18 protein-coding genes are annotated in these 19,546 nt (G+C 61.0%); all 18 read left to right on the forward strand.

Annotation, left to right across the window (positions count from 1 at the left end; translation table 11 throughout):
• Positions 1 to 616: ATP-binding cassette domain-containing protein (locus tag AC0L2K_RS25585; protein ID WP_473532629.1), on the forward strand; the 616-nt coding region annotated here is incomplete at its 5' end.
• A gap of 3 nt (positions 617 to 619) precedes the next feature.
• Positions 620 to 2,062 (forward strand): HlyD family type I secretion periplasmic adaptor subunit, encoded by a 1,443-nt coding sequence (locus tag AC0L2K_RS25590; protein ID WP_473532630.1) that lies wholly within the window; start codon positions 620 to 622, stop codon positions 2,060 to 2,062.
• Between the two features lie 84 nt (positions 2,063 to 2,146).
• Positions 2,147 to 2,434: a hypothetical protein gene (locus tag AC0L2K_RS25595; protein ID WP_473532631.1), complete on the forward strand. Its 288-nt coding sequence runs from the start codon at positions 2,147 to 2,149 to the stop codon at positions 2,432 to 2,434.
• A 430-nt stretch (positions 2,435 to 2,864) separates the two neighbouring features.
• Positions 2,865 to 3,236: a hypothetical protein gene (locus tag AC0L2K_RS25600; protein ID WP_473532632.1), complete on the forward strand. Its 372-nt coding sequence runs from the start codon at positions 2,865 to 2,867 to the stop codon at positions 3,234 to 3,236.
• Positions 3,226 to 4,038, forward strand: a complete 813-nt coding sequence (locus AC0L2K_RS25605; protein WP_473532633.1) for a hypothetical protein — start codon at positions 3,226 to 3,228, stop codon at positions 4,036 to 4,038. Before AC0L2K_RS25600 ends, AC0L2K_RS25605 begins: the two co-directional genes overlap by 11 nt.
• Positions 4,035 to 8,081, forward strand: coding sequence for a hypothetical protein (locus AC0L2K_RS25610; RefSeq protein ID WP_473532634.1), 4,047 nt, complete (start codon positions 4,035 to 4,037; stop codon positions 8,079 to 8,081). The genes AC0L2K_RS25605 and AC0L2K_RS25610 overlap by 4 nt, the downstream gene beginning before the upstream one ends.
• 25 nt (positions 8,082 to 8,106) lie before the next feature.
• The gene (locus tag AC0L2K_RS25615) at positions 8,107 to 9,990 is read left to right on the forward strand and encodes a calcium-binding protein (RefSeq protein WP_473532635.1); all 1,884 of its coding nucleotides are present in this window, start codon (positions 8,107 to 8,109) and stop codon (positions 9,988 to 9,990) included.
• Positions 9,991 to 10,610: 620 nt separating this feature from the next.
• Positions 10,611 to 11,249, forward strand: coding sequence for an acyl-homoserine-lactone synthase (traI, locus tag AC0L2K_RS25620; protein ID WP_473532636.1), 639 nt, complete (start codon positions 10,611 to 10,613; stop codon positions 11,247 to 11,249).
• Positions 11,246 to 12,217 carry a P-type conjugative transfer ATPase TrbB gene (trbB, locus tag AC0L2K_RS25625; RefSeq protein ID WP_473532637.1) on the forward strand — a complete coding sequence of 324 codons (972 nt, stop codon included), beginning with the start codon at positions 11,246 to 11,248 and terminating at the stop codon, positions 12,215 to 12,217. The genes traI and trbB overlap by 4 nt, the downstream gene beginning before the upstream one ends.
• On the forward strand, positions 12,207 to 12,584 hold the full coding sequence (gene trbC, locus AC0L2K_RS25630) for a conjugal transfer pilin TrbC (protein WP_473532638.1): 378 nt from the start codon (positions 12,207 to 12,209) through the stop codon (positions 12,582 to 12,584). The genes trbB and trbC overlap by 11 nt, the downstream gene beginning before the upstream one ends.
• The gene (locus AC0L2K_RS25635) at positions 12,577 to 12,876 is read left to right on the forward strand and encodes a conjugal transfer protein TrbD (protein ID WP_473532639.1); all 300 of its coding nucleotides are present in this window, start codon (positions 12,577 to 12,579) and stop codon (positions 12,874 to 12,876) included. Before trbC ends, AC0L2K_RS25635 begins: the two co-directional genes overlap by 8 nt.
• A 6-nt stretch (positions 12,877 to 12,882) precedes the next feature.
• Complete coding sequence (locus tag AC0L2K_RS25640; RefSeq protein ID WP_473532640.1) at positions 12,883 to 15,351, forward strand: conjugal transfer protein TrbE; 2,469 nt, start codon at positions 12,883 to 12,885, stop codon at positions 15,349 to 15,351.
• Positions 15,323 to 16,132 carry a P-type conjugative transfer protein TrbJ gene (gene trbJ / locus AC0L2K_RS25645; protein WP_473532641.1) on the forward strand — a complete coding sequence of 270 codons (810 nt, stop codon included), beginning with the start codon at positions 15,323 to 15,325 and terminating at the stop codon, positions 16,130 to 16,132. Before AC0L2K_RS25640 ends, trbJ begins: the two co-directional genes overlap by 29 nt.
• Positions 16,129 to 16,347, forward strand: coding sequence for an entry exclusion protein TrbK (trbK, locus tag AC0L2K_RS25650; protein WP_127320149.1), 219 nt, complete (start codon positions 16,129 to 16,131; stop codon positions 16,345 to 16,347). Before trbJ ends, trbK begins: the two co-directional genes overlap by 4 nt.
• Positions 16,341 to 17,540, forward strand: coding sequence for a P-type conjugative transfer protein TrbL (gene trbL, locus AC0L2K_RS25655; protein WP_473532642.1), 1,200 nt, complete (start codon positions 16,341 to 16,343; stop codon positions 17,538 to 17,540). The genes trbK and trbL overlap by 7 nt, the downstream gene beginning before the upstream one ends.
• A 14-nt stretch (positions 17,541 to 17,554) precedes the next feature.
• Positions 17,555 to 18,217: a conjugal transfer protein TrbF gene (locus tag AC0L2K_RS25660; protein ID WP_127295790.1), complete on the forward strand. Its 663-nt coding sequence runs from the start codon at positions 17,555 to 17,557 to the stop codon at positions 18,215 to 18,217.
• A 16-nt stretch (positions 18,218 to 18,233) separates the two neighbouring features.
• Positions 18,234 to 19,085, forward strand: a complete 852-nt coding sequence (trbG, locus tag AC0L2K_RS25665; RefSeq protein ID WP_473532643.1) for a P-type conjugative transfer protein TrbG — start codon at positions 18,234 to 18,236, stop codon at positions 19,083 to 19,085.
• Positions 19,085 to 19,540 carry a conjugal transfer protein TrbH gene (trbH, locus tag AC0L2K_RS25670; protein WP_473532644.1) on the forward strand — a complete coding sequence of 152 codons (456 nt, stop codon included), beginning with the start codon at positions 19,085 to 19,087 and terminating at the stop codon, positions 19,538 to 19,540. Before trbG ends, trbH begins: the two co-directional genes overlap by 1 nt.
• The last annotated feature ends 6 nt before the right edge of the window (positions 19,541 to 19,546 follow it).

Here is a 19,546-nt window from a genome sequence, read left to right on the forward strand (position 1 = left end):
AGAGCGCGGCTCCAATCTATCCGGCGGTCAGCGCCAGCGCATCGCCATTGCCCGGGCGCTGGTCAGCAATCCGCGCAGCCTGCGCCGACAGATCGGCGTCGTGTTGCAGGAGAACATCCTGTTTCGCCGCACCGTGCGCGAAAACATCGCACTGGCCGATCCAGCGCTGCCGCTTGAGCGGGTGATCGAGGCGGCCAAGCTGTCAGGCGCGCATGACTTTATCCTGCAGCTCAAATCCGGCTACGATACGGTGCTGGAAGAGCGCGGCTCCAATCTATCCGGCGGTCAGCGCCAGCGCATCGCCATTGCCCGGGCGCTGGTCAGCAATCCGCGCATCCTGATCTTCGACGAGGCGACCAGCGCGCTCGATTACGAGTCGGAATATGTCATCCAGCAGAACATGCGGTTGATGGCCAGGGGCCGCACCGTGTTCATCATCGCGCATCGGCTGGCCGCCCTTCGCGACGCAACCCGCATCATGACGATCGAGGCAGGCCGCATCACCGAGCAGGGGTCGCATGACGAGCTGCTGCAACTCAACGGCCGCTATGCCCAGCTCTACCGGTTGCAGGCCGAACAGCGCCCGACAATCCCATCCCAGCAGGCGGCGGAGTAGACGATGGGGCGCTACTGGCAAGCAGTCAGGGAAGGCGTGGCGCGTGAGGCCGAGAACAAGCGTCCGACCCTCAATCGCGACGAACGCGCTTTCCAGGCGGCGGCGATCGAGATCCTCGAGACGCCAGCCTCGCCGGCCGCGCGTATTTTCTCAGGCCTGATCATGCTATTTGCCGCCGGCGCGCTGGCCTGGTCGTGGTTCGGCCGCGTCGACACCCATGCCACCATCCAGGGCAGGCTGATCCCGATCGGCAAGGTGCAGGTCATCGAGCCGCTGATCACCGGCACGGTCAAGGCGCTGCACGTCAAGACTGGTGATCATGTCGCGGCGGGGGATATGCTGGTCGAGCTCGAGCCGGCCGAACACGCAGCCGAGCGGCAGAAGAATGCCGGCAACCTTGCCGCCGCCGAAGTGTCGAAGGCACGGCTCAAGGCGCTGGTCGATGCCGTTGCCGACGGCACCCCATCCACCGACGCTGAATTCGTGGCTCCACCGAATGCACCGGAGCCGCTGGTCGACCTGCAGCGGCTGCAAATGCGCCAGTCGCTCGCCGCCTACCAGGCCGAACAGGAGAGCCTCGAGGCCGAGATCGCGCAAAAGCGGGTCGAGATCGATCGCGGCAGCAAGTCGCTGGTCGAGCGCCGCAAGCTGGTCAGCCTGGCCGGCGACCGGCTGGACGTCTTCGAGGAACTGGAAAAGCGACAGGTCGGTATCAAGACCAACACCATCGACGCCCGCCAGGGCGAGCAGAGCCAGGTGATGGCGGTGGTAGCCGACGAAGGCCACATCGCCGAGCTTGGAGCCGCCATTCGGACGCTTGCCGCGCAGAAGCGCGCGCGCCGCGAGGCCTATCTCGACAAGGTCGCCACCGAACTGATCGAGATCGACCGCTCGATCGGCGTGCTGCAGCAGGACCTGGCCAAGGCCGAACTGTTCGAGCGTGCCAGCCTGCTCAAATCGCCGGTTGCCGGCCGCGTGCAGCAACTGGAGGTCAACACACTGGGCGAGGTGGTGCAGACTGGCCAGCGGCTGATGGTGGTCGTGCCGGATGGCACGGCACTCGAGATCGAGGCGATGCTGCTAAACCGCGACAAGGGTTTTGTGCATGAAGGCCAGGATGTGCGGGTCAAGCTCGAAGCTTTCCCCTTCACAAAATACGGGACTTTGAATGGCAAAGTTCTGACCGTGTCCAATGATGCCATCTCGGCCGGCGCGCCGCAGGCGCCGGCGGGCAGGGAAGAAACTGCGGGCGATGCTGCCGGGCCGCTGGTGTTTCCGGTCCGCATCGCGCTCAACGAAACCTCGATCCGCGTCGAAGGCAAAGATGTCGTTCTGACCCCCGGCATGTCGGTGACGGCGGAGATCAGGACTGGCAACCGCCGGGTGATCGAGTTCCTGCTCGATCCGCTGATGGAGATGACGGATGAGGCCTTCCACGAGCGCTGAGACGGAGGCGGCTCGTCACAGCAACCTAGATCTAAGTAATTCTCAAGAAGGAATAAAACAATGAACTGCGTTCGAAGTGCTCGCATGGCGGTTGCTGCTTTTGGCGTCGCCTCGCTTGTGTCGTTTAATGCCCACGCCGATACGGTTGCGTTTGACACTGGCTACCAGAAGGCAGCGTTTTTGCTGTGCCCTGATGTGGTCATTCATAACGATGCCGGCTTTGGCAAGTTCATGCACCAGGACAGGAAGTACATTAATACTCGCGAGTACGAGCGTGGCTTCGCCTCTTTAAAAGCCGGGCTAAAGTCTGACGCTAGAAAAGTGTGCTTCGCGGCTGCCCGTGCCGGCGGTTGGTGGACCAGATCTCGCTGACGGGTCTCCTGGATCCGCAGCCTGTGATCTGAATTTAAATCTGAGACACTCCTGAAGATACTTGAATAGTGACTAAAAATGCTTTACAAGTATAAGCCAAACCATTGACGTAATTTAATGTCGCGATGTAATGTTGCGTCGATACGTAACTTGTGTGCAATAAATGTTGTGTGGCTTATTCCTGTGGCAACGATGGGAGAGCCGGTTTTATGGGGCGAATTAGATTTTTCCATTACATCTGACGCTCAGCGAGTTTTCCGCGAAAATTCATGGGCAGGGTTGGCGTGTGTTCAATAGCTCCGCATCAGGCCAGCGACGATCAGGCCCGGCTTTCCAGAGGCGGAGCGCTGACGTCTTGAACGACGTCACACATGAGGGTGAGAGGAGGTTCTTCATGCGCTCGCGGGATCAGGCTAAAGGACAGGTATAAATGAACTCAGAGATGAAGTTGATAGTATCATATTTAGCCGTTAACTTTGCAATTTTCTTAGGTTTGCTAATCATTTCATTGGCAGGATACTTTGGATTTTTAAATACGTTATGTAAATGCATCAATGGTAGTAATGATAGATTTCAAATATTGATTTTGATATCTGGAATGTTCACTTTGGTATCGGGAGCAGAACTTGTCGGAGTCGTTCGTAATCCTCAAGTGCGTGGGGCGCCCTATCGAAGGGTTCAGGATCCAATCGGGGTGCATAAGAAAGCGTTACTGATTGCGTCAATAATATCGATTTTAGTCGCTGCAGCAACCATATGCCCAGAAATATCTGCTAAATTAGGAGTAGGCAATGTCTGTTAGCTTCGAAGCGAGAAGTGGTCTCGGCGGCATTTGGGGGAGTGGGCCAATTGGGTTTGGCTATTCTGCAGGAGCGAAAAGGACAGTTACTATTGGAGGGGCTAACATTTTCGATTACTCGACCGAGACGTTTAAGAGCGTCTCTGGAACTTTTTGGGGAGCAACGGTGGGTTTTACCATGTCAAATGCCGGATTGGCTGTTGACACAGGACTTGGTCTCGAGTTCGGACAAGGCTACGGCCTCGGAGGATTTGTCGGCGTAAGTAAAGATTATTCAACAAGTTCATGGTCTTTTGGCGCCTCCCTAGACGGGGTTGCCGGTCTGCCGGGTATTGGGTTTGGTTGGTACGGTAGTCTCGGGGTATCATTGGGAGTTACTTACGGACCGGAAACCTATACTCCCGGTGCTGCGTTTGCGGCGGCGATGTCACAGGTGGGAAATAGTGCGTACTTGGCAGGTATTGCCGGAAGTACATACGACCTTAATTCTCCTGTCAGCAGGCCACACTATCCAAACCTGCAATTTGCCTACGACGCTGTTGCTCTACAACAGCTCTATGAGGGAACACTTAAGGACTGGACCGGTTGGAATTCACCCAAAGAGAACATGACACCCGCTGATTGGGCGGGACAAAATCGCGGAGTGGTTGGTGCGATCGCTTCCCATGCCGATGGCATTTCACCCAACGCGATGCGTTCTGAATCGACCGAGGCGGCGCGTGCCGCAGAGGCTGCCCGCCAGGCCGGTATTGAAAAAAGCACTAACGTCTTCGGCGACTACGGTACAAGACTGATGTCGCGATGACCGAGGCGGCGCGGCGCTCCGGTATTGAAAAAAGCACTAACGTCTACGGCGACCGCGGGTACAAGACTGATGTCGCGATGGCCGAAGCGGCGCGACGCGCCACCGAAGCCGACGCGCGTGCCGTGGATAGATCTGCGACTCCACCGAATCCAAGCACTAATCAGCCAAGCATTACATCACCTGCTGCAACTCCTTCATTTCGAGAGACTGAAGAGGACAGCATGAGGTCGTATGCAGCGTATCAGGCGGAAGAGGCTGTCTCGCGGAACCTATTGAACAGCATCGCATTAGGGGTCAGTCCAACTTCGTTAGGTCTTCCGGCGCAGTATAATTTTTCGACGCCAATCGTTGACGCAAACTATATGCCTATGCCTGTTACTGTTACGAGGCGCGTCCCTGTTACCAAACGTGTCCCTGTTGTCCGTGTAACTCCGCCGCGTGTGGTTGCGCCACCTGTGTATGTGCCAGAGATGGTTTACGTCCCTGGCGTTGGCTACACCAACGGTGCCGCCCCTATCGATCGTCTTGGTGCGCTTGCTCAGATTTCATTGGATAAAGGTTTATCGACCGCTGCTACCAGGGCGGCGGTTACACAAGGCGCCATTCAGCTTGGTGTGAATCCGTACGATCCTAACTTGCAGAAGATGATGGATCGGATTGGGAAGTCCAGCAAGTCCGATCATACGACCGAAGCGGGCGCCACCAGGTCCGGCCCTGTGAATGACGTTGGTGGCTATTCTACTACTCCCCATGACCATCATGGCAATTATACCAGTAGCGATGCCTCCCGTCGGAGCTCTTTCGGGGGCGGTTACAGCGGTTCAACGGGGGGTTACAGTGGTGGGTCGACATCGAGCAGTGGTTCGACATCGAGCGGTGGTAGCGCCAGCGGATCCGGCAGCACTAGTGGCCGTTCCGACTCGGCCGGCAACAGACCCGTCCTCCTCGACCTGGACGGCAACGGGCTCTCTGTGGACACGCTGGCCTCATCCAACCAATTTGTCGATCTCGATGGCGATGGCTACCAGCACCGCACCGCCTGGGCCGGTGCCGGCGATGGTGTGCTGGTGCTCGACGCCGATGGCGACGGCAAGATCAGCCGCTCCAGCGAGTTCGTCTTCACCGAATGGGACCAGACGGCGACCGGCGATCTCGAAGCGCTGAAAAGCGTGTTCGACACCAATCACAACGGCCTGCTCGACGCGGGCGACGAGCGCTGGTCCGAATTCAAGATCATGGTCGACGGCCAGCTTGTCTCGCTGGCGTCGCTCGGCATCGCCTCGATCGGGCTGACGGCGACAGGTAGCGGCCAGAACTTTGCCGATGGTTCGGCCATCACCGGTACGGCGACCTATACAAAGACCGATGGGACCACGGGTGCTGTCGGCGATGCCGTGCTGGCCTCGGACGCCAACAGTTACATCATCAAGACCACCACCGTCACCAATGGCGACGGCTCAAAGACCACCACGCTTGGCGGCTACGACAAGGATGGCACGCTGGCCTTCCAGAACCGCATCACCGTGAGTGCCGACGGACTGTCGACGACGACTCAGTTCGACGATGATGGCAACGGCACCTACGAACGTTCGCAGACCGATGTCACGACAGTGACGGCGGGTGTGCGCAAACGTGTCATTACAGACTTCAACACCGACGGCTCGGTCGCTGAGCGCACCACGACGACGACCAGCGCCGACCACGCTACGGTCACCACAGCGCTCGACCAGGATGGTGACGGCGTCAACGATCAGACACAGGTGTTCGTCAGGAATGCCGACGGCTCGACATCGACCATAGTTTCCGAAAACAGCGTCAACGGGACTTTGCTTCGCAAGGTCGCGACGACCGCGTCGGCCGACGGTCTGACCAAAACGGTGCAGAGCGACTCTACCGGCACCGGCGTCTACGATCTCGTCAGCACCGAAACCACCGTCGTCGCCGGCGATGGCACACGCACCAAGACGGTTGCCGATACCAGCAGCGGCGGCACCTTGATCGACAGGGAGCAGACCGTCACCAGCGCCGATGGCCGGACACGCACGGTTTCGCACGACCTTGACGGCAACGGCACCTATGAAACCCGCGATGTGACTGCCATCACCAATGGAACCAATGGTGCTGCGGTTACCACGGTTTCTACCTACAGCTCGACCAATGTGCTGATCGGCAGAACGGTTGCCACGACAAGCAATGACGGCCTGGCCAAGACGGTCTCGACCGATCTCAATGGCGATGGACGGTATGATATCGTCTCGTCGGATGTCACGGTGGTTGGCACCGGCGGCAGCCTGTCAGAAACGCAGCAGGTCAAAAGCCGCGACGGCACCTTGCTGTCCGCCTCCACCACCGACACCAGCGCTGACCGCAAGACGATTTCGATAACGACCGATGCCAATGGCGACGGCCATGTCGATATCGTCAAGTCGATCGTTATCGATGGTGCCGGCGTAACGACCTCGACGGTCGGTCAGTACAATTCGGATGGCTCGCTCGTCGGCAAGACAATCCGCCAGACCTCCGCGGACGGCCTGTCTTTGACCAGCAAGGCGGACATCGACGGCAATGGCATCTACGACGCTGTCGTCACTGACGTGACGACCACGGATGGTTCCAGCAACCGCACGCGCACAGTCACGACCAGAAGCGCCAACGGCACGCTGGTCGACAGTTCGGCCGTCACCACCAGTGCCGACAGCCTGACCCAGACGATCAAGGACGACATCAACGCCGACGGCACCGTCGATCGCACCACGGTCCAGGCAACCGTGCTCGGTGGCGACGGAAGCCGCACGGTCACCACGACGACGACCAGCACCAGCGGCGCAGTGCTGGCTAGGACCGAAGTCAAGACCAGCGCCGACCGCAAGACGACAACCACGAAGATCGACGCCAATGGCGACACCAAGGTCGATCGTACTCAGGTCGCGGTAGTCAACAGCGATGGCAGCAGCGTCGTCACCGTGTCGGACACCGATAGCAATGGCGCCCTGTATGCCAAGTCGGAAACCACGATATCCGGCAATGGCCTGACCGCCACCGACAAGCGGGATGTGAATGGTGACGGCGTTTACGATGCCGTGACCCAGGCGGTGACCGTTATCAGTTCGAACGGCACCCGTACGACGACGACCTCCCAAACATCGAGCAATGGCACATTGCTGGCCAGGACGATTGCAGCGGTATCGGCGAATGGCCTGAGCATCGATACCCAGACCGATGCCGACGGCAACGGGGTTGTCGAAAGCAAATCCAGTGACGTCACTATCCTGAATGCGGATGGTTCGAAGACCCGGACGGTCTCCGAACTCGCCGGCACCGGCGCGCTGATCGGCAAAACGACCACCACTACCAGCGCCAACGGGCGGGTCGTGACGACATCAAGCGATCTCGATGGCGACGGGCTCTACGACATCGTTTCGTCCGATGTGAAGCTTCTCGGGTCCGGCGGCAGCCGGAGCGAGACGCTGCAGACGAAAAGCCGTGACGGTTCGCTGCTGTCGAGCTCGAGCACCAACACCAGCGCTGACCGCAAGACGATTTCGATAGCGTCCGATTCCGACGGCGATGGCCATCTGGATTCGGTCAAGACGATCGCTGTCGATGGCACGGGCGTCACCACATCGACCGTCAATCAGTATAATCCCGATGGCTCGCTTGTTGGCAAGACCCTGGACCAGACCTCGGCCAATGGCCTCTCGCTGACCAGCAAGGCCGACCTCAATAGTGATGGCGTCTATGATATCATTGTCGCCGATGTGACCACCATCGATGGCTCCAGCAACCGCACGCGCACGGTGACCACCACCAGCGCCAACGGGGCGCTGATCGGCAGTACCTCCACGATAACGGGCGCCGACGGCCTGACCCAGACGGTGAAGGACGACATCAATGCTGATGGCACCGTCGACCGCACGACGGTCCAGGCCACAGTACTCGGCGGCGACGGCAGCCGCACGGTGACCACGACCACGACCAGCACCAGCGGTGCGATGCTCGCCTGGACCGAACTCAAGACCCGTCGGCAACCCCGCCAACGCTGACAGCATTCAGATCTATCAGCAGACCATGGCGAAGGCCCGCATCGAGCACCTTCAGTTTGACGGTCTCGAAGCGCGGCTTGCCCTGTCTTTCGCGGTGGTGAAAGCCGCGGGAGCGACGCTCAACAGCACCGGCAGCTATCGTGGTAGCTTTCTTGAAGGAACCTACGAACTGCTGTTCGGTCTGGAAGGCAATGAGACGATCAACGGTGGTGGCGGCAACGCCATCTTTTATGGCGGCGCCGGCAACGACATCCTCAACGGCAACGTCATCGATCCATATTGGGGGGGCGGCGCTGATATCTTCTATGGAGGTGCTGGAACTGACTATCTGAGCGGTGCCGGCGGTGATGATCGCTATGTTTTCCGGCGTGGCGATGGCACCGACCACGTCAGCGATTTCAACATCCTCCCGACCACAGCGAGCGCCGACATCGCCGCAGCTCAGGCAAAAAGCGTTTCTGCCACAGGCATCGTGAACACCTGGGTCGGGGGCTACTACTGGAACACCAGCACAAACGGCCTACAGAAGGCATTTGAGGGCAATGTCGATACGCTGGTGTTGGAAAGCGGCATCAGGGCCGAAGATCTTTCCTTCGCATGGACAGGCGCGGGCAGCGACAATCTTGTCATCAACATCGCTGGCGGCCCAGCGGGCGACAGCGTGGTCCTGTATCAACAGAAAACGGCGGCAGCGCGAATCGAAAAGCTAACGCTCGACGGACTGGGCTCGAGGAACTTCTACGTGGCCACGGCTGAGGGAGCCACTGTCAACGGAAGTGCCGATGCCGACATCATCTTCGGGTTGGACAGTTCCAGCAACTACGAAACGCTGAACGGCAACGCCGGCAACGATGCCCTTTACAGCGGCGCCGGCGATGACGTGTTGAACGGCGGTGGCGGAAATGACACCCTGCTTGGTGGCGCCGGCAACGATTATACGAATGGTCAGGATGGTGACGATACTTACGTATTCAGGCGCGGCGATGGCAACGACTTGATCGAGGACTATGTAGCAGTCGTGGCTTCTTCCGCTCCCGATATCGCTGCAGCGCAGGCATTGGGGGTTTCCGCCAGCGGAACGGTCGATACATGGGTGGGAGGATACCGCTGGATAACCAACTTAAACTCCCTCTACAAGATCGTTGCTTCCGGCACCGATACGCTAGCGCTGACAGGTGGTATCAAAGCGGATGATCTATCTTTCTCATGGTCAGGCGTCGGTCAGGACAACCTCGTTGTCTACATCAACAACGGATCGTACTGGGACACCGTTTCAATAAACCAGCAGTCGTTCGACAACGCAAAAATCGACAAACTTGCCCTCGACGGCCAAGTCACGAGGAACTTCTACGTGGCCAAAGCCGCCGGTGCTACCGTTAACGGCAGCACGGACGCCGATATCATGTTCGGTCTCTCCGGCAGTGAAACGCTTAACGGAAATGCAGGCAGCGATGCGCTTTACGGCGGGGCCGGTAGTGACACGCTGGTCGGCGGGACAGATAACGACAGTTATCATTTCGCCGCGGGCGGCGGCGCCGACACGATCGTCGAATCCGGTTCCTACAGCGACCATGACGAGCTGGATTTCGGAACGGGCATCGACGCCAACGAACTCTGGTTCAGCCAGCAGGGCAACAACCTGGTCGTCTCGGTGCTGGGAACCACCGACAAGGTGACGATCAGCAACTGGTTTGCCGGGCCAGGAAATGTCGTCGAGACGATAAAGTCCGGCGATGGAAAGGTGCTCAATCACTCCGACGTGGCAACGCTGGTCGCGGCCATGGCCGGATTTGATCCCGCAACCTCGCCGACGGGGACGGGCATCCAGCCCAATGATCCGCTGCTTGGCAATCCGGCTCAGACAGGCACGATTGCAGCAGCCATGCAGTCGTCCTGGATGGTAACCTGAGTTGAGCACCGACGGATCCGAGCCGGCTCACGGCTCGGATCTACCATTCACATAGGGAGGGATTGGATCGGTCGCCGACACGCCAGGACTTTTCGGAGGATCGCTTGACGGCTCGTTTTCGCTCAGAACAATCGTCTATTCTCTCGGAGAGCCAGACATTCGTCGCGAAAACAACCACAGCTAAAAAACAAGCGCAGATAGAGACGCCTATGACGAGATTCTTGATCGCATCTGGATGTTTGTGGCTTGCATGGGAGGGTCGTTGCACGTACCGGGTTGCTGAGATCGATGAGCCGAACGCGCCTTGATGGCGACCAGTTGATCATACCGTGTGGGCGTGCGCGGCGGAAGCCGGTGATCACCTCCGACGTGCTCGGCGATTTGATTGAGCAGAATAGCGGGAAGCAATTCGTTAGTCATTTCTATTCCCGCTGTTCGAGACTGCGGGCATGAATTGCAGATTTCCACCTCTTCATCAGCACTTTAGTCCCTGCCTGCTCTCGAATTTCCGTAGCTAGTCTAGACCGTCGATTCGGCAGAATCATCGGCTGCAAATCTGCACGTAGGCACACGCCCAACGAGATGTTTTGTCTCTGCATACGTTCATGCGGAGATCATAAATGCGGATACTCACCGTCTCGCCCGACCTTTACGGCCGCCATCCAACTTTTCTGAAGCAGATGTACCGTCTTCGCGCAGTGGTGTTCGGCGGCCGTCTCGAATGGGACGTCTCTGTGACCGCGGGGGAAGAGCGCGATCGCTACGATGATTTTAAGCCGACCTACGTTCTGGCAGTTAACGAGCGTGGGATGGTCACCGGTTGCGCCCGTTTTCTTCCAGCCTCCGGGCCGACGATGCTCGAGTACATATTTGCCGAACTGCTCGAAAAGGGTTCTCTGAACCCGCATCCAGAAATGGTCGAAAGTTCGCGCTTCTGTGTCGACACGTCCCAGACCGCGGGCAGGGAAGCGGGCCAATTACATCTTGTGACACGCACCTTGTTCGCCGGCATCATCGAATGGTCGATGGCGAATGGTTACAGCGAGATCGTCACCGCGACCGATCTCCGCTTCGAGCGGATCCTCAAACGTGCCGGCTGGCCGATGCGACGGCTCGGCGAACTTGCAGCAATCGGCGACACGATGGCCGTTGCCGGAAGCCTTCCAGCCGATCGTGAGCGCTTTGAGCAAGTCTGTCCTCCCGGCTACCGTTCGATGATCTCCCATAACGACGGCGCACCGATCAGGAGCGCCGCGTGACCCAACTCCGCTCGCATTCGCGTCTCGTCCGCAAACTTCAGGAAGCTCTCGGCGACCATCTCTGCGTCGCGCTCGACGACGCGACGGTGGTCGAGATCATGCTCAACCCCGATGGCAGGCTCTTCATTGAGCGCCTGGGTCATGGGGTAGCTTCGGCGGGCGCGATGACCCCGGCCGCGGCGGAGGTGATCATTGGCAGCGTCGCCCACGCGCTGCAATCGGAGGCCGACGGCGAGCAGCCGATCATCTCCGGCGAACTGCCGATTGGCGGGCACCGCTTCGAGGGCTTGCTGCCGCCGGTCGTTTCCGGACCGGCCTTCACGATCCGGCGGCGCGCGTCGCAGCTTATCCCGCTTTGCGACTACGTGAAGTCGAAGGTTATGACCGAGGCGCAGGCCTCTGTCCTGCGCAGCGCGATCTCGTCTCGCATGAACATCGTGATCTCCGGCGGCACGGGCTCGGGCAAGACGACGCTTGCCAACGCGGTCATTGCCGAAATCGTCGCCAATGCGCCGGCCGATCGGATGGTCATTCTGGAAGACACCGCCGAGATCCAATGCGCAGCCGAAAACGCGGTATCGCTTCACACAAGCGACACGGTCGACATGGCGCGGCTTCTCAAGAGCACCATGCGATTACGGCCTGACCGAATCATTGTCGGCGAGGTCCGCGACGGCGCGGCGCTCACGCTGCTCAAGGCGTGGAACACCGGGCATCCTGGCGGCGTCACCACCATTCACTCGAACACAGCGATGTCGGCTCTGCGCCGGCTCGAGCAGCTGACCGCGGAAGCGAGCCAGCAGCCCATGCAGGAGGTGATCGGCGAGGCCGTCGATCTCGTCGTTTCCATAGAACGGACGGGGCGGGAGAGGCGGGTCCGCGAGGTTATCCACGTCGAGGGCTTCAGCAACTCACGATACCGAACCGAACACTACGCCCAGATCGACGAGGACAGTCATGTCGCGTAAGACACAAATCACCCTAGCCTTTGCGGCTTTGGCCGCGTTCTCCTGCGTCAGCCTGACGGATCCAGCCCTTGCCTCCTCAGGCGGCGGTCTGCCGTGGGAATCTCCCCTGCAGCAGATCCAGCAGTCCATCACCGGACCGGTCGCCGGCTTCATTGCACTCGCCGCCGTCGCGATCGCCGGCGGCATGCTGATCTTCGGCGGCGAACTCAACGATTTCGCGCGGCGGCTCGTCTATGTCGTGCTTGTCGCCGGCATCCTGCTCGGCGCCACGCAGATCGTCGCCCTGTTCGGCGCAACGGGGGCCTCGATTGGAGAGGCGCCGTCACAGGCTTCAAACGCATCGGCAGGGGAGGGGGCAGATGGCTGAGTCAGGCGCCAATCTCGCGCGCTCGCGCGTGCACAGGGCGCTTTCGCGTCCCAACCTGCTCATGGGAGCAGACCGGGAGCTGGTTCTGCTTACCGGCCTCGGTTCGGTGATCCTGATCTTCGTCGTGCTGACCTGGTATGCCGCGCTCTTCGGCGTGGCGATCTGGCTGGTCGCAGTCGCAGCCCTTCGCATGATGGCGAAGGCCGACCCGATGATGCGGCGGGTTTACATCCATCACATGTCGTACAAGCCGAACTATCGGGCCACATCGACGCCATGGCGCAGGTTTTGACGCTTCATGGTCGCACTCAAGACTTTCCGCCACTCGGGACCATCGTTCGCCGATCTCGTTCCCTACGCAGGTCTCGTCGACAACGGCGTCATTCTGCTGAAGGACGGTTCACTGATGGCCGGCTGGTATTTTGCCGGTCCCGACAGCGAGAGTTCGACTGACGCCGAGCGCAACGAGGTCTCGCGGCAGATCAACACCATTCTCGCTCGTCTCGGATCGGGGTGGATGATCCAGGTCGAAGCCGTGCGGGTGCCGACTTCCGATTACGCAGACGAAGCCGACTGCCATTTCCCCGACCCGGTCACACGGGCCATCGACTTCGAGAGACGGCTCCACTTCCAGCGAGAAAGCGGACATTTCGAGAGCCGGCATGCGGTCATCCTGACGTGGCGGCCGCCGGAGCCGCGGCGCTCTGGCCTCGCACGCTATGTCTATTCCGATCCGGCAAGCCGATCAGCATCCTATGCGATGACGACGCTTGACACGTTCCGCGCCTCGATCCGCGAAATCGAGCAATATCTCGGCAATGTCGTCTCCATTCAGCGCATGGCGACGCGCGAGGTGGACGAGAGAGGCGGACTTCGGGTCGCCCGCTATGACGAGCTGCTCCAGTTCGTCCGCTTCTGCATCACAGGCGAAAACCATCCTCTTCGTCTGCCGGACATCCCGATGTATCTCGACTGGCTGGTCACGGCCGAGCTACAGCACGGCCTGACCCCGCTTGTGGAGAACCGCTTCCTCGGGGTTGTCGCCATCGACGGCCTGCCGGCGGAGAGCTGGCCGGGCATCCTCAACGCGCTCGATCTGATGCCGCTGACCTATCGCTGGTCATCGCGCTTCGTCTTTCTTGACGAGCAGGAGGCACGGCAGAAGCTGGAGCGGACCCGCAAGAAATGGCAGCAGAAGGTGCGGCCGTTCTTCGACCAGCTCTTTCAGACCCAGAGCCGCTCGGTCGACCAGGACGCCATGATGATGGTCGCCGAAACCGAGGACGCCATCGCCGAGGCCTCCTCCCAGCTCGTCGCCTACGGCTACTATACGCCTGTGATTGTCCTGTTCGATGGAGCGCAGGCTCGGCTTCAGGAAAAGTGCGAGGCGATCCGCCGTCTCGTCCAGGCCGAGGGGTTTGGGGCGCGTATTGAAACGCTGAACGCGACCGACGCTTTCCTCGGAAGCCTGCCCGGCGTCTCCTATGCCAATATCCGGGAGCCGTTGGTCAACACGCGCAATCTCGCCGACCTCATCCCGTTGAACTCGGTCTGGTCGGGCAGCCCGGTGGCGCCTTGCCCTTTTTATCCGGCCGGGTCGCCGCCGCTCGTGCAGGTCGCGAGCGGGAGCACACCGTTCCGCCTGAACCTGCATGTGGACGACGTCGGCCACACGCTGGTGTTCGGACCGACGGGATCGGGCAAGTCGACGCTGCTGGCGCTGATCGCCGCACAGTTCCGGCGCTATGCCGGCGCGCAGGTCTTCGCCTTCGACAAGGGTCGCTCCATGCTGCCGCTGACGCTCGGCCTCGGCGGCGATCACTACGAGATCGGCGGGGATGCGTTTGGAGGAGGGAAGGGGGCTTCGCCGGCGCTCGCCTTCTGCCCGCTCGCAGAGCTCTCCAGCGACGGCGACCGCGCATGGGCGGCCGAGTGGATCGAAACGCTCGTCGCCCTGCAGGGCGTCAGCGTCACGCCGGACTATCGCAACGCCATCTCCCGGCAGATCGGTTTGATGGCGCAGTCGCGCGGTCGCTCGCTCTCGGACTTCGTCTCCGGCGTGCAGATGCGCGAGATCAAGGATGCCCTGCATCACTACACGGTCGACGGCCCCATGGGGCAGCTTCTCGACGCCGAGGAGGACGGTCTGTCACTCAGGGCGTTCCAGTGCTTTGAGGTGGAAGAGCTCATGAACATGGGCGAACGCAACCTCGTACCCGTCCTGACCTATCTCTTTCGTCGTATCGAGAAACGCCTGACAGGAGCGCCCAGCCTCATCCTGCTCGACGAGGCCTGGCTGATGCTCGGGCATCCGACCTTCCGCGACAAGATCCGGGAATGGCTGAAGGTGCTGCGCAAGGCGAACTGCGCCGTCGTTCTCGCCACGCAGTCGATATCCGACGCCGAACGCTCCGGCATCATCGACGTGTTGAAGGAAAGCTGCCCGACGAAGATCTGCCTTCCGAACGGCGCTGCGCGCGAGCCGGGTACCCGCGAGTTCTACGAACGGATCGGCTTCAACGAACGCCAGATCGAGATCGTCGCGACCGCCTTGCCGAAACGCGAATACTACGTCGCCTCGCCGGAAGGCCGGAGGCTCTTCGACATGGCGCTAGGTCCGGTTGCCCTCTCCTTTGTCGGAGCGTCCGGCAAGGAGGATCTCAAGCAGATTCGCGCCCTTCATACCAAGCACGGGGCCGCGTGGCCTCTCCAATGGCTCCAACAAAGGGGGATTGCCGATGTCGCGTCATTCTTTCCAACACCGTAGCGCCCGTGCCGCGCTTGCCGCGGCGCTGATGCTGGGCGCTGCCGGATCGCTGCCGGTCGCCTACGCCGGCAGTGCGACCGGCGCCGCCACGGAGTGGACGCAGCTTGCAAACAATGCCGAGCTCGTCAGCCTCGTCGGCAAGTCGGCCGAGCAGGTCAACAACCAGATCAAGCAGATCACGCAGCTTGCCGAGCAGATCCAGAACCAGCTCAATATCTACAACAACCTGCTGCAGAACACCGCACAGCTTCCGGGCCACATCTGGGGACAGGTCGAGAACGACCTGAAGAGCCTGCAGAACATCGCCGCGCAAGGGCAGGGCGTCGCGTTCTCGATGGGCAATATTGACGACGTATTGAAACAGCGCTTCCAGAGCTTCGCCGACATGAAGGGCAACCTGCCGGATGGCACCAGCTTTTCGTCGAACTACCAGAGCTGGTCAGACACCAACCGCGACACGATCGCCGGAACCTTGAAGGCGGCAAACCTCACGGCGGAGCAGTTCTCGAGCGAGGAATCCACCATGTCTTCTCTGCGCTCGATGTCGGAGAGCGCCGACGGCCAGATGAAGGCGCTGCAGGTCGGCCATCAGATTGCCACGCAGCAGGTCGCGCAGATGCAGAAGCTGCGTGGGCTCGTCTCGCAGCAGATGACCATGATGGGCACATGGTTCCAGTCCGAACAGGCGAGACAGGACCTCGCCCAGGCCCGCCGCGAGCAGTTTTTTAACGCGCCCGACCGCGATATCCGCAGCGGCCAGACGATGGAGCCGCGCTGGTGAGCCCGCGCATCCTCATCGCCCTCGCGGTGGCAGGTATCGTCGCCTTCGGAGCCGGCATGTTGATTTTGGTGGCCGTGCAACCGGACGCCACGACTGAAACGCCGGCGGCGGCGCCGGTCTCCGGCGCGGCACAGCAAGAGCACCGGGAGCGCTTTTTCGGCGGCGATCCGGATCGCGACGTGCGCGGCGGGCAGGAAATGAAGCCCCGATGGTGATTGTCCGTCCCTCCCGCGCGTTTGAGGCGCTGTTCATCGTGATCGCCATCGTGCTGCTCGCAAGTGCGCCGGCGCTTGCACAGCAAGGTTCGGTCCTGACAATACTGGAGAACCAGGTCGTCACCGCCGCCAAGGGCTGGGAGACGACGGTCATGGACGCGGCACGCTCGCTGTTCTGGATCCTCGCCGGCATCGAAGTCGGGATCGCCGCGGTCTGGCTGGCGATCAATGCGGCCAGCCTCGACGCGTGGTTCGCCGAACTGGTGCGCCGGGTCATGTTCATCGGCCTCTTCGCCTTCATCCTCGATCAGGGACCGTCCTTCGCCAAGGCCGTGGTCGACAGCCTGTTCCAGATCGGCGCCGGCGGCGGCTCGGCTTCGCCGGCGAACATTTTTGACGCCGGCATTCGCGTTGCATCCAAGATGTCCGAGCAGGCGCAGTTCGGCCTGTTCGAGGACAACGCGCTCGCCATCGCCGCGGTCTTCGCAATGGTCGTTGTCGTCGTCTCCTTCTCTCTGGTGGCCGCGATCTTCGTAGCCGTCATGGTGGAGATGTATGTCGGGCTTCTGGCGGGGATGATCATGCTTGGGCTGGGAGGCTCCTCCTACACTAAGGACTTCGCCGTCCGTTACCTGGTCTATGCGTTTTCCGTCGGAATGAAGCTGATGGCGCTCGTGATGATCGCCAAGATCGGCTCGGACATACTTCTCGGCCTGGCCGAGGCGCCGACCGCGACCTCTGACCAGTTCATCACCACGCTCGCCATCGCCGGCATATCGGTCGTCGTGTTCGTCATCGCCATGTACGTCCCTCCGATCATGCAGGGCGTGGTCCAAGGCGCATCGATCGCCGGCGGCATGGAAGCGATCCGGCACGGGGCGCAGGCTGCGACCTTTGCCGCCGGCGGCGCCTTCCTCGGGGCGAGCGCCGCGTCCAAGGGCGCGCAGACGGCGAGCGACGCACGCGCTGGCGGGTCGTCGATGGCAGGTGCTGCAATGCGTGGGATGGCCTCTGGCATCGGCAGCGCCGGATGGGCCGCCGGCTCGGCGGCCAAAGAAAAGGCAATCGCGTCGCCCGGCGCTTATGCGGGCTCTCTTCTGGGGCTTGCCAATGCCAAGCTCGACCAAAACCGGCAATCGGGCGGGCATACATCCTCCCGGCCTGTGCCGCCGCCGATCGATGACAGTAAGTGAGGAGACCGTTCGGCATGGCCTCAGGCAATCCGCCCGAAAACCCCTATCTTGCCGCCCGACAGGAGTGGAACGAGCGCTATGGCTCCTATGTTAAGGCCGCCGCCGCCTGGCGCCTTGTCGGCATCGCCGGCATGACCATGGCGGTGATCGGCTTTTCCTATGCGCTCTTCCAGAGCACGCAGGTCAAGCTGGTGCCGTACATCGTCGAGGTCGACAAGCTCGGCACGGCCTCGAGCGCCGGCTTTCCGGAGCAGATCGAGTATGCCGATCCCCGCGTCGTCAGGGCAACGCTCGGCAGCTTCGTCTCGAACTTCCGCAGCGTGACGCCGGATGCGGTTGTGCAGAAGCAGTATATCGATCGCACCTATTCGCATTTGAGAACCTCCGATCCGGCCACCGAAAAGGTCAACGCCTGGTTCCGCTCCTCCTCGCCATTCGAGAAGGCGAAGACCGCGACAGTCGCCATCGAGGTGAACAACATCGTCGCGCTGTCCAACCAGAGCTACCAGATCGACTGGACCGAGTTCGAACGCGACCGCAAGGGCAAGGAGACCGCCGTACGGCGGTTCCGCGGCGTCGCCACCGTCACGCTTACGCCTCCGCAGGACGAGGCCATTATCCGTTTCAACCCGATCGGTCTGTATCTGCGCGATTTCGACTGGACTGCGCAGCTTTGAAAGGCATGGCCCGTATATGAGCTTCAGAACCAAAATAGCCCGGGCCACGCTGAACGCCCTCGTGATCGTATCCACGACAATGGCGTCGCCCTTCCTCCTCTCTTCGGAAGCCCTCGCCGATGGAGTGACTGCCAATGAGGCGAAGGGCATCGGCATTTCTGGCCAGTGGCGTGGATCGCGCGGCCTTGTCACGAAAGGCGCCGACGGAAAGGTCGTCTTTCTCTACGGCGAGATCCAGCCCTCGGTCGTATGCTCACCGCTGCAGGTATGCGATATCGAGCTTGAGGCCGGCGAGGCTGTGCGCGACGTTCTCGTCGGCGACACGGTACGCTGGAAGGTCGAACCCGCGACCTCCGGGGCCGCCGGTGGCCAGGCGATCCACCTGATCGTCAAGCCATCCGAGCCCGGTATCGTCACCTCGATGGTGGTGACGACTTCTCGACGCACCTATCACATTCAGCTCAAGTCGCATCAGACGCAGTACATGGCGCGCGTCGGTTTTGAATATCCCGAGGACATGTCAATGAGGCTCGCCGACGTCAACGCCCGCATGGAAGCAAGTTCAATCCCTGGCGCCGGGATTCCGGCCGAGCAGTTGCAGTTCGGCTATTCGATTTCGGGTCGCGCCGGATGGCGGCCCAGCCGCGTCTATAGCGATGGCATCAAGACCTACATCCAGTTTCCACGCTCGATCTCCGGCCAGGACGCGCCGGTCCTCTTCGTCATCTCCGGCGGCCAGAACCGTATCGTCAACTATCGCATGAAGAACGGTATGATGATCGTCGACTATCAGATCGATAAGGCGGTACTCGTCTCCGGCGTCGGCTGGAAACAGGAGAAGGTCACGATCCGGCGGGGAGGGCGGTGATGCCTATCTTCCGCTCGTTTCGCTCGCTCGCCGCCGCAGTCACACTCGCGGTTTTCCTTTCCGGCTGCCAGAGCCTTGGCTCGGGCGACCTCGTCGCCAGCAACGCGCCAGCCGACATCTCCGGCCCGGCCGCAACTTCAATCGCCGGCGATATAGTGAGCCGCCTTGCCGAGCACGTCGCGCCAGGCACTGGGACCATCGCGTTGAAGCAGGATGTTTCGCCCTTCGGGCAAGCTCTGGAGGCGGCCCTCAAGGGGTGGGGATACGCGGTCGTCACCGACCAGACAACCGACAGCGGCACGACGATCGTCCCGCTTGCCTATGTTGTCGAGCCGTTCGAGGGCCAGGTCCTCGCGCGGCTGTCGACGAGCAGTGTCGAGCTCGGTCGTGCCTATGAGGTAACTACCACGGGCGCATCGCCGGCGAGCCCGCTCTCCGTGATGCGTCGCGGGTAGGAGGGA

Source organism: Mesorhizobium sp. WSM4817 (assembly GCF_055811135.1).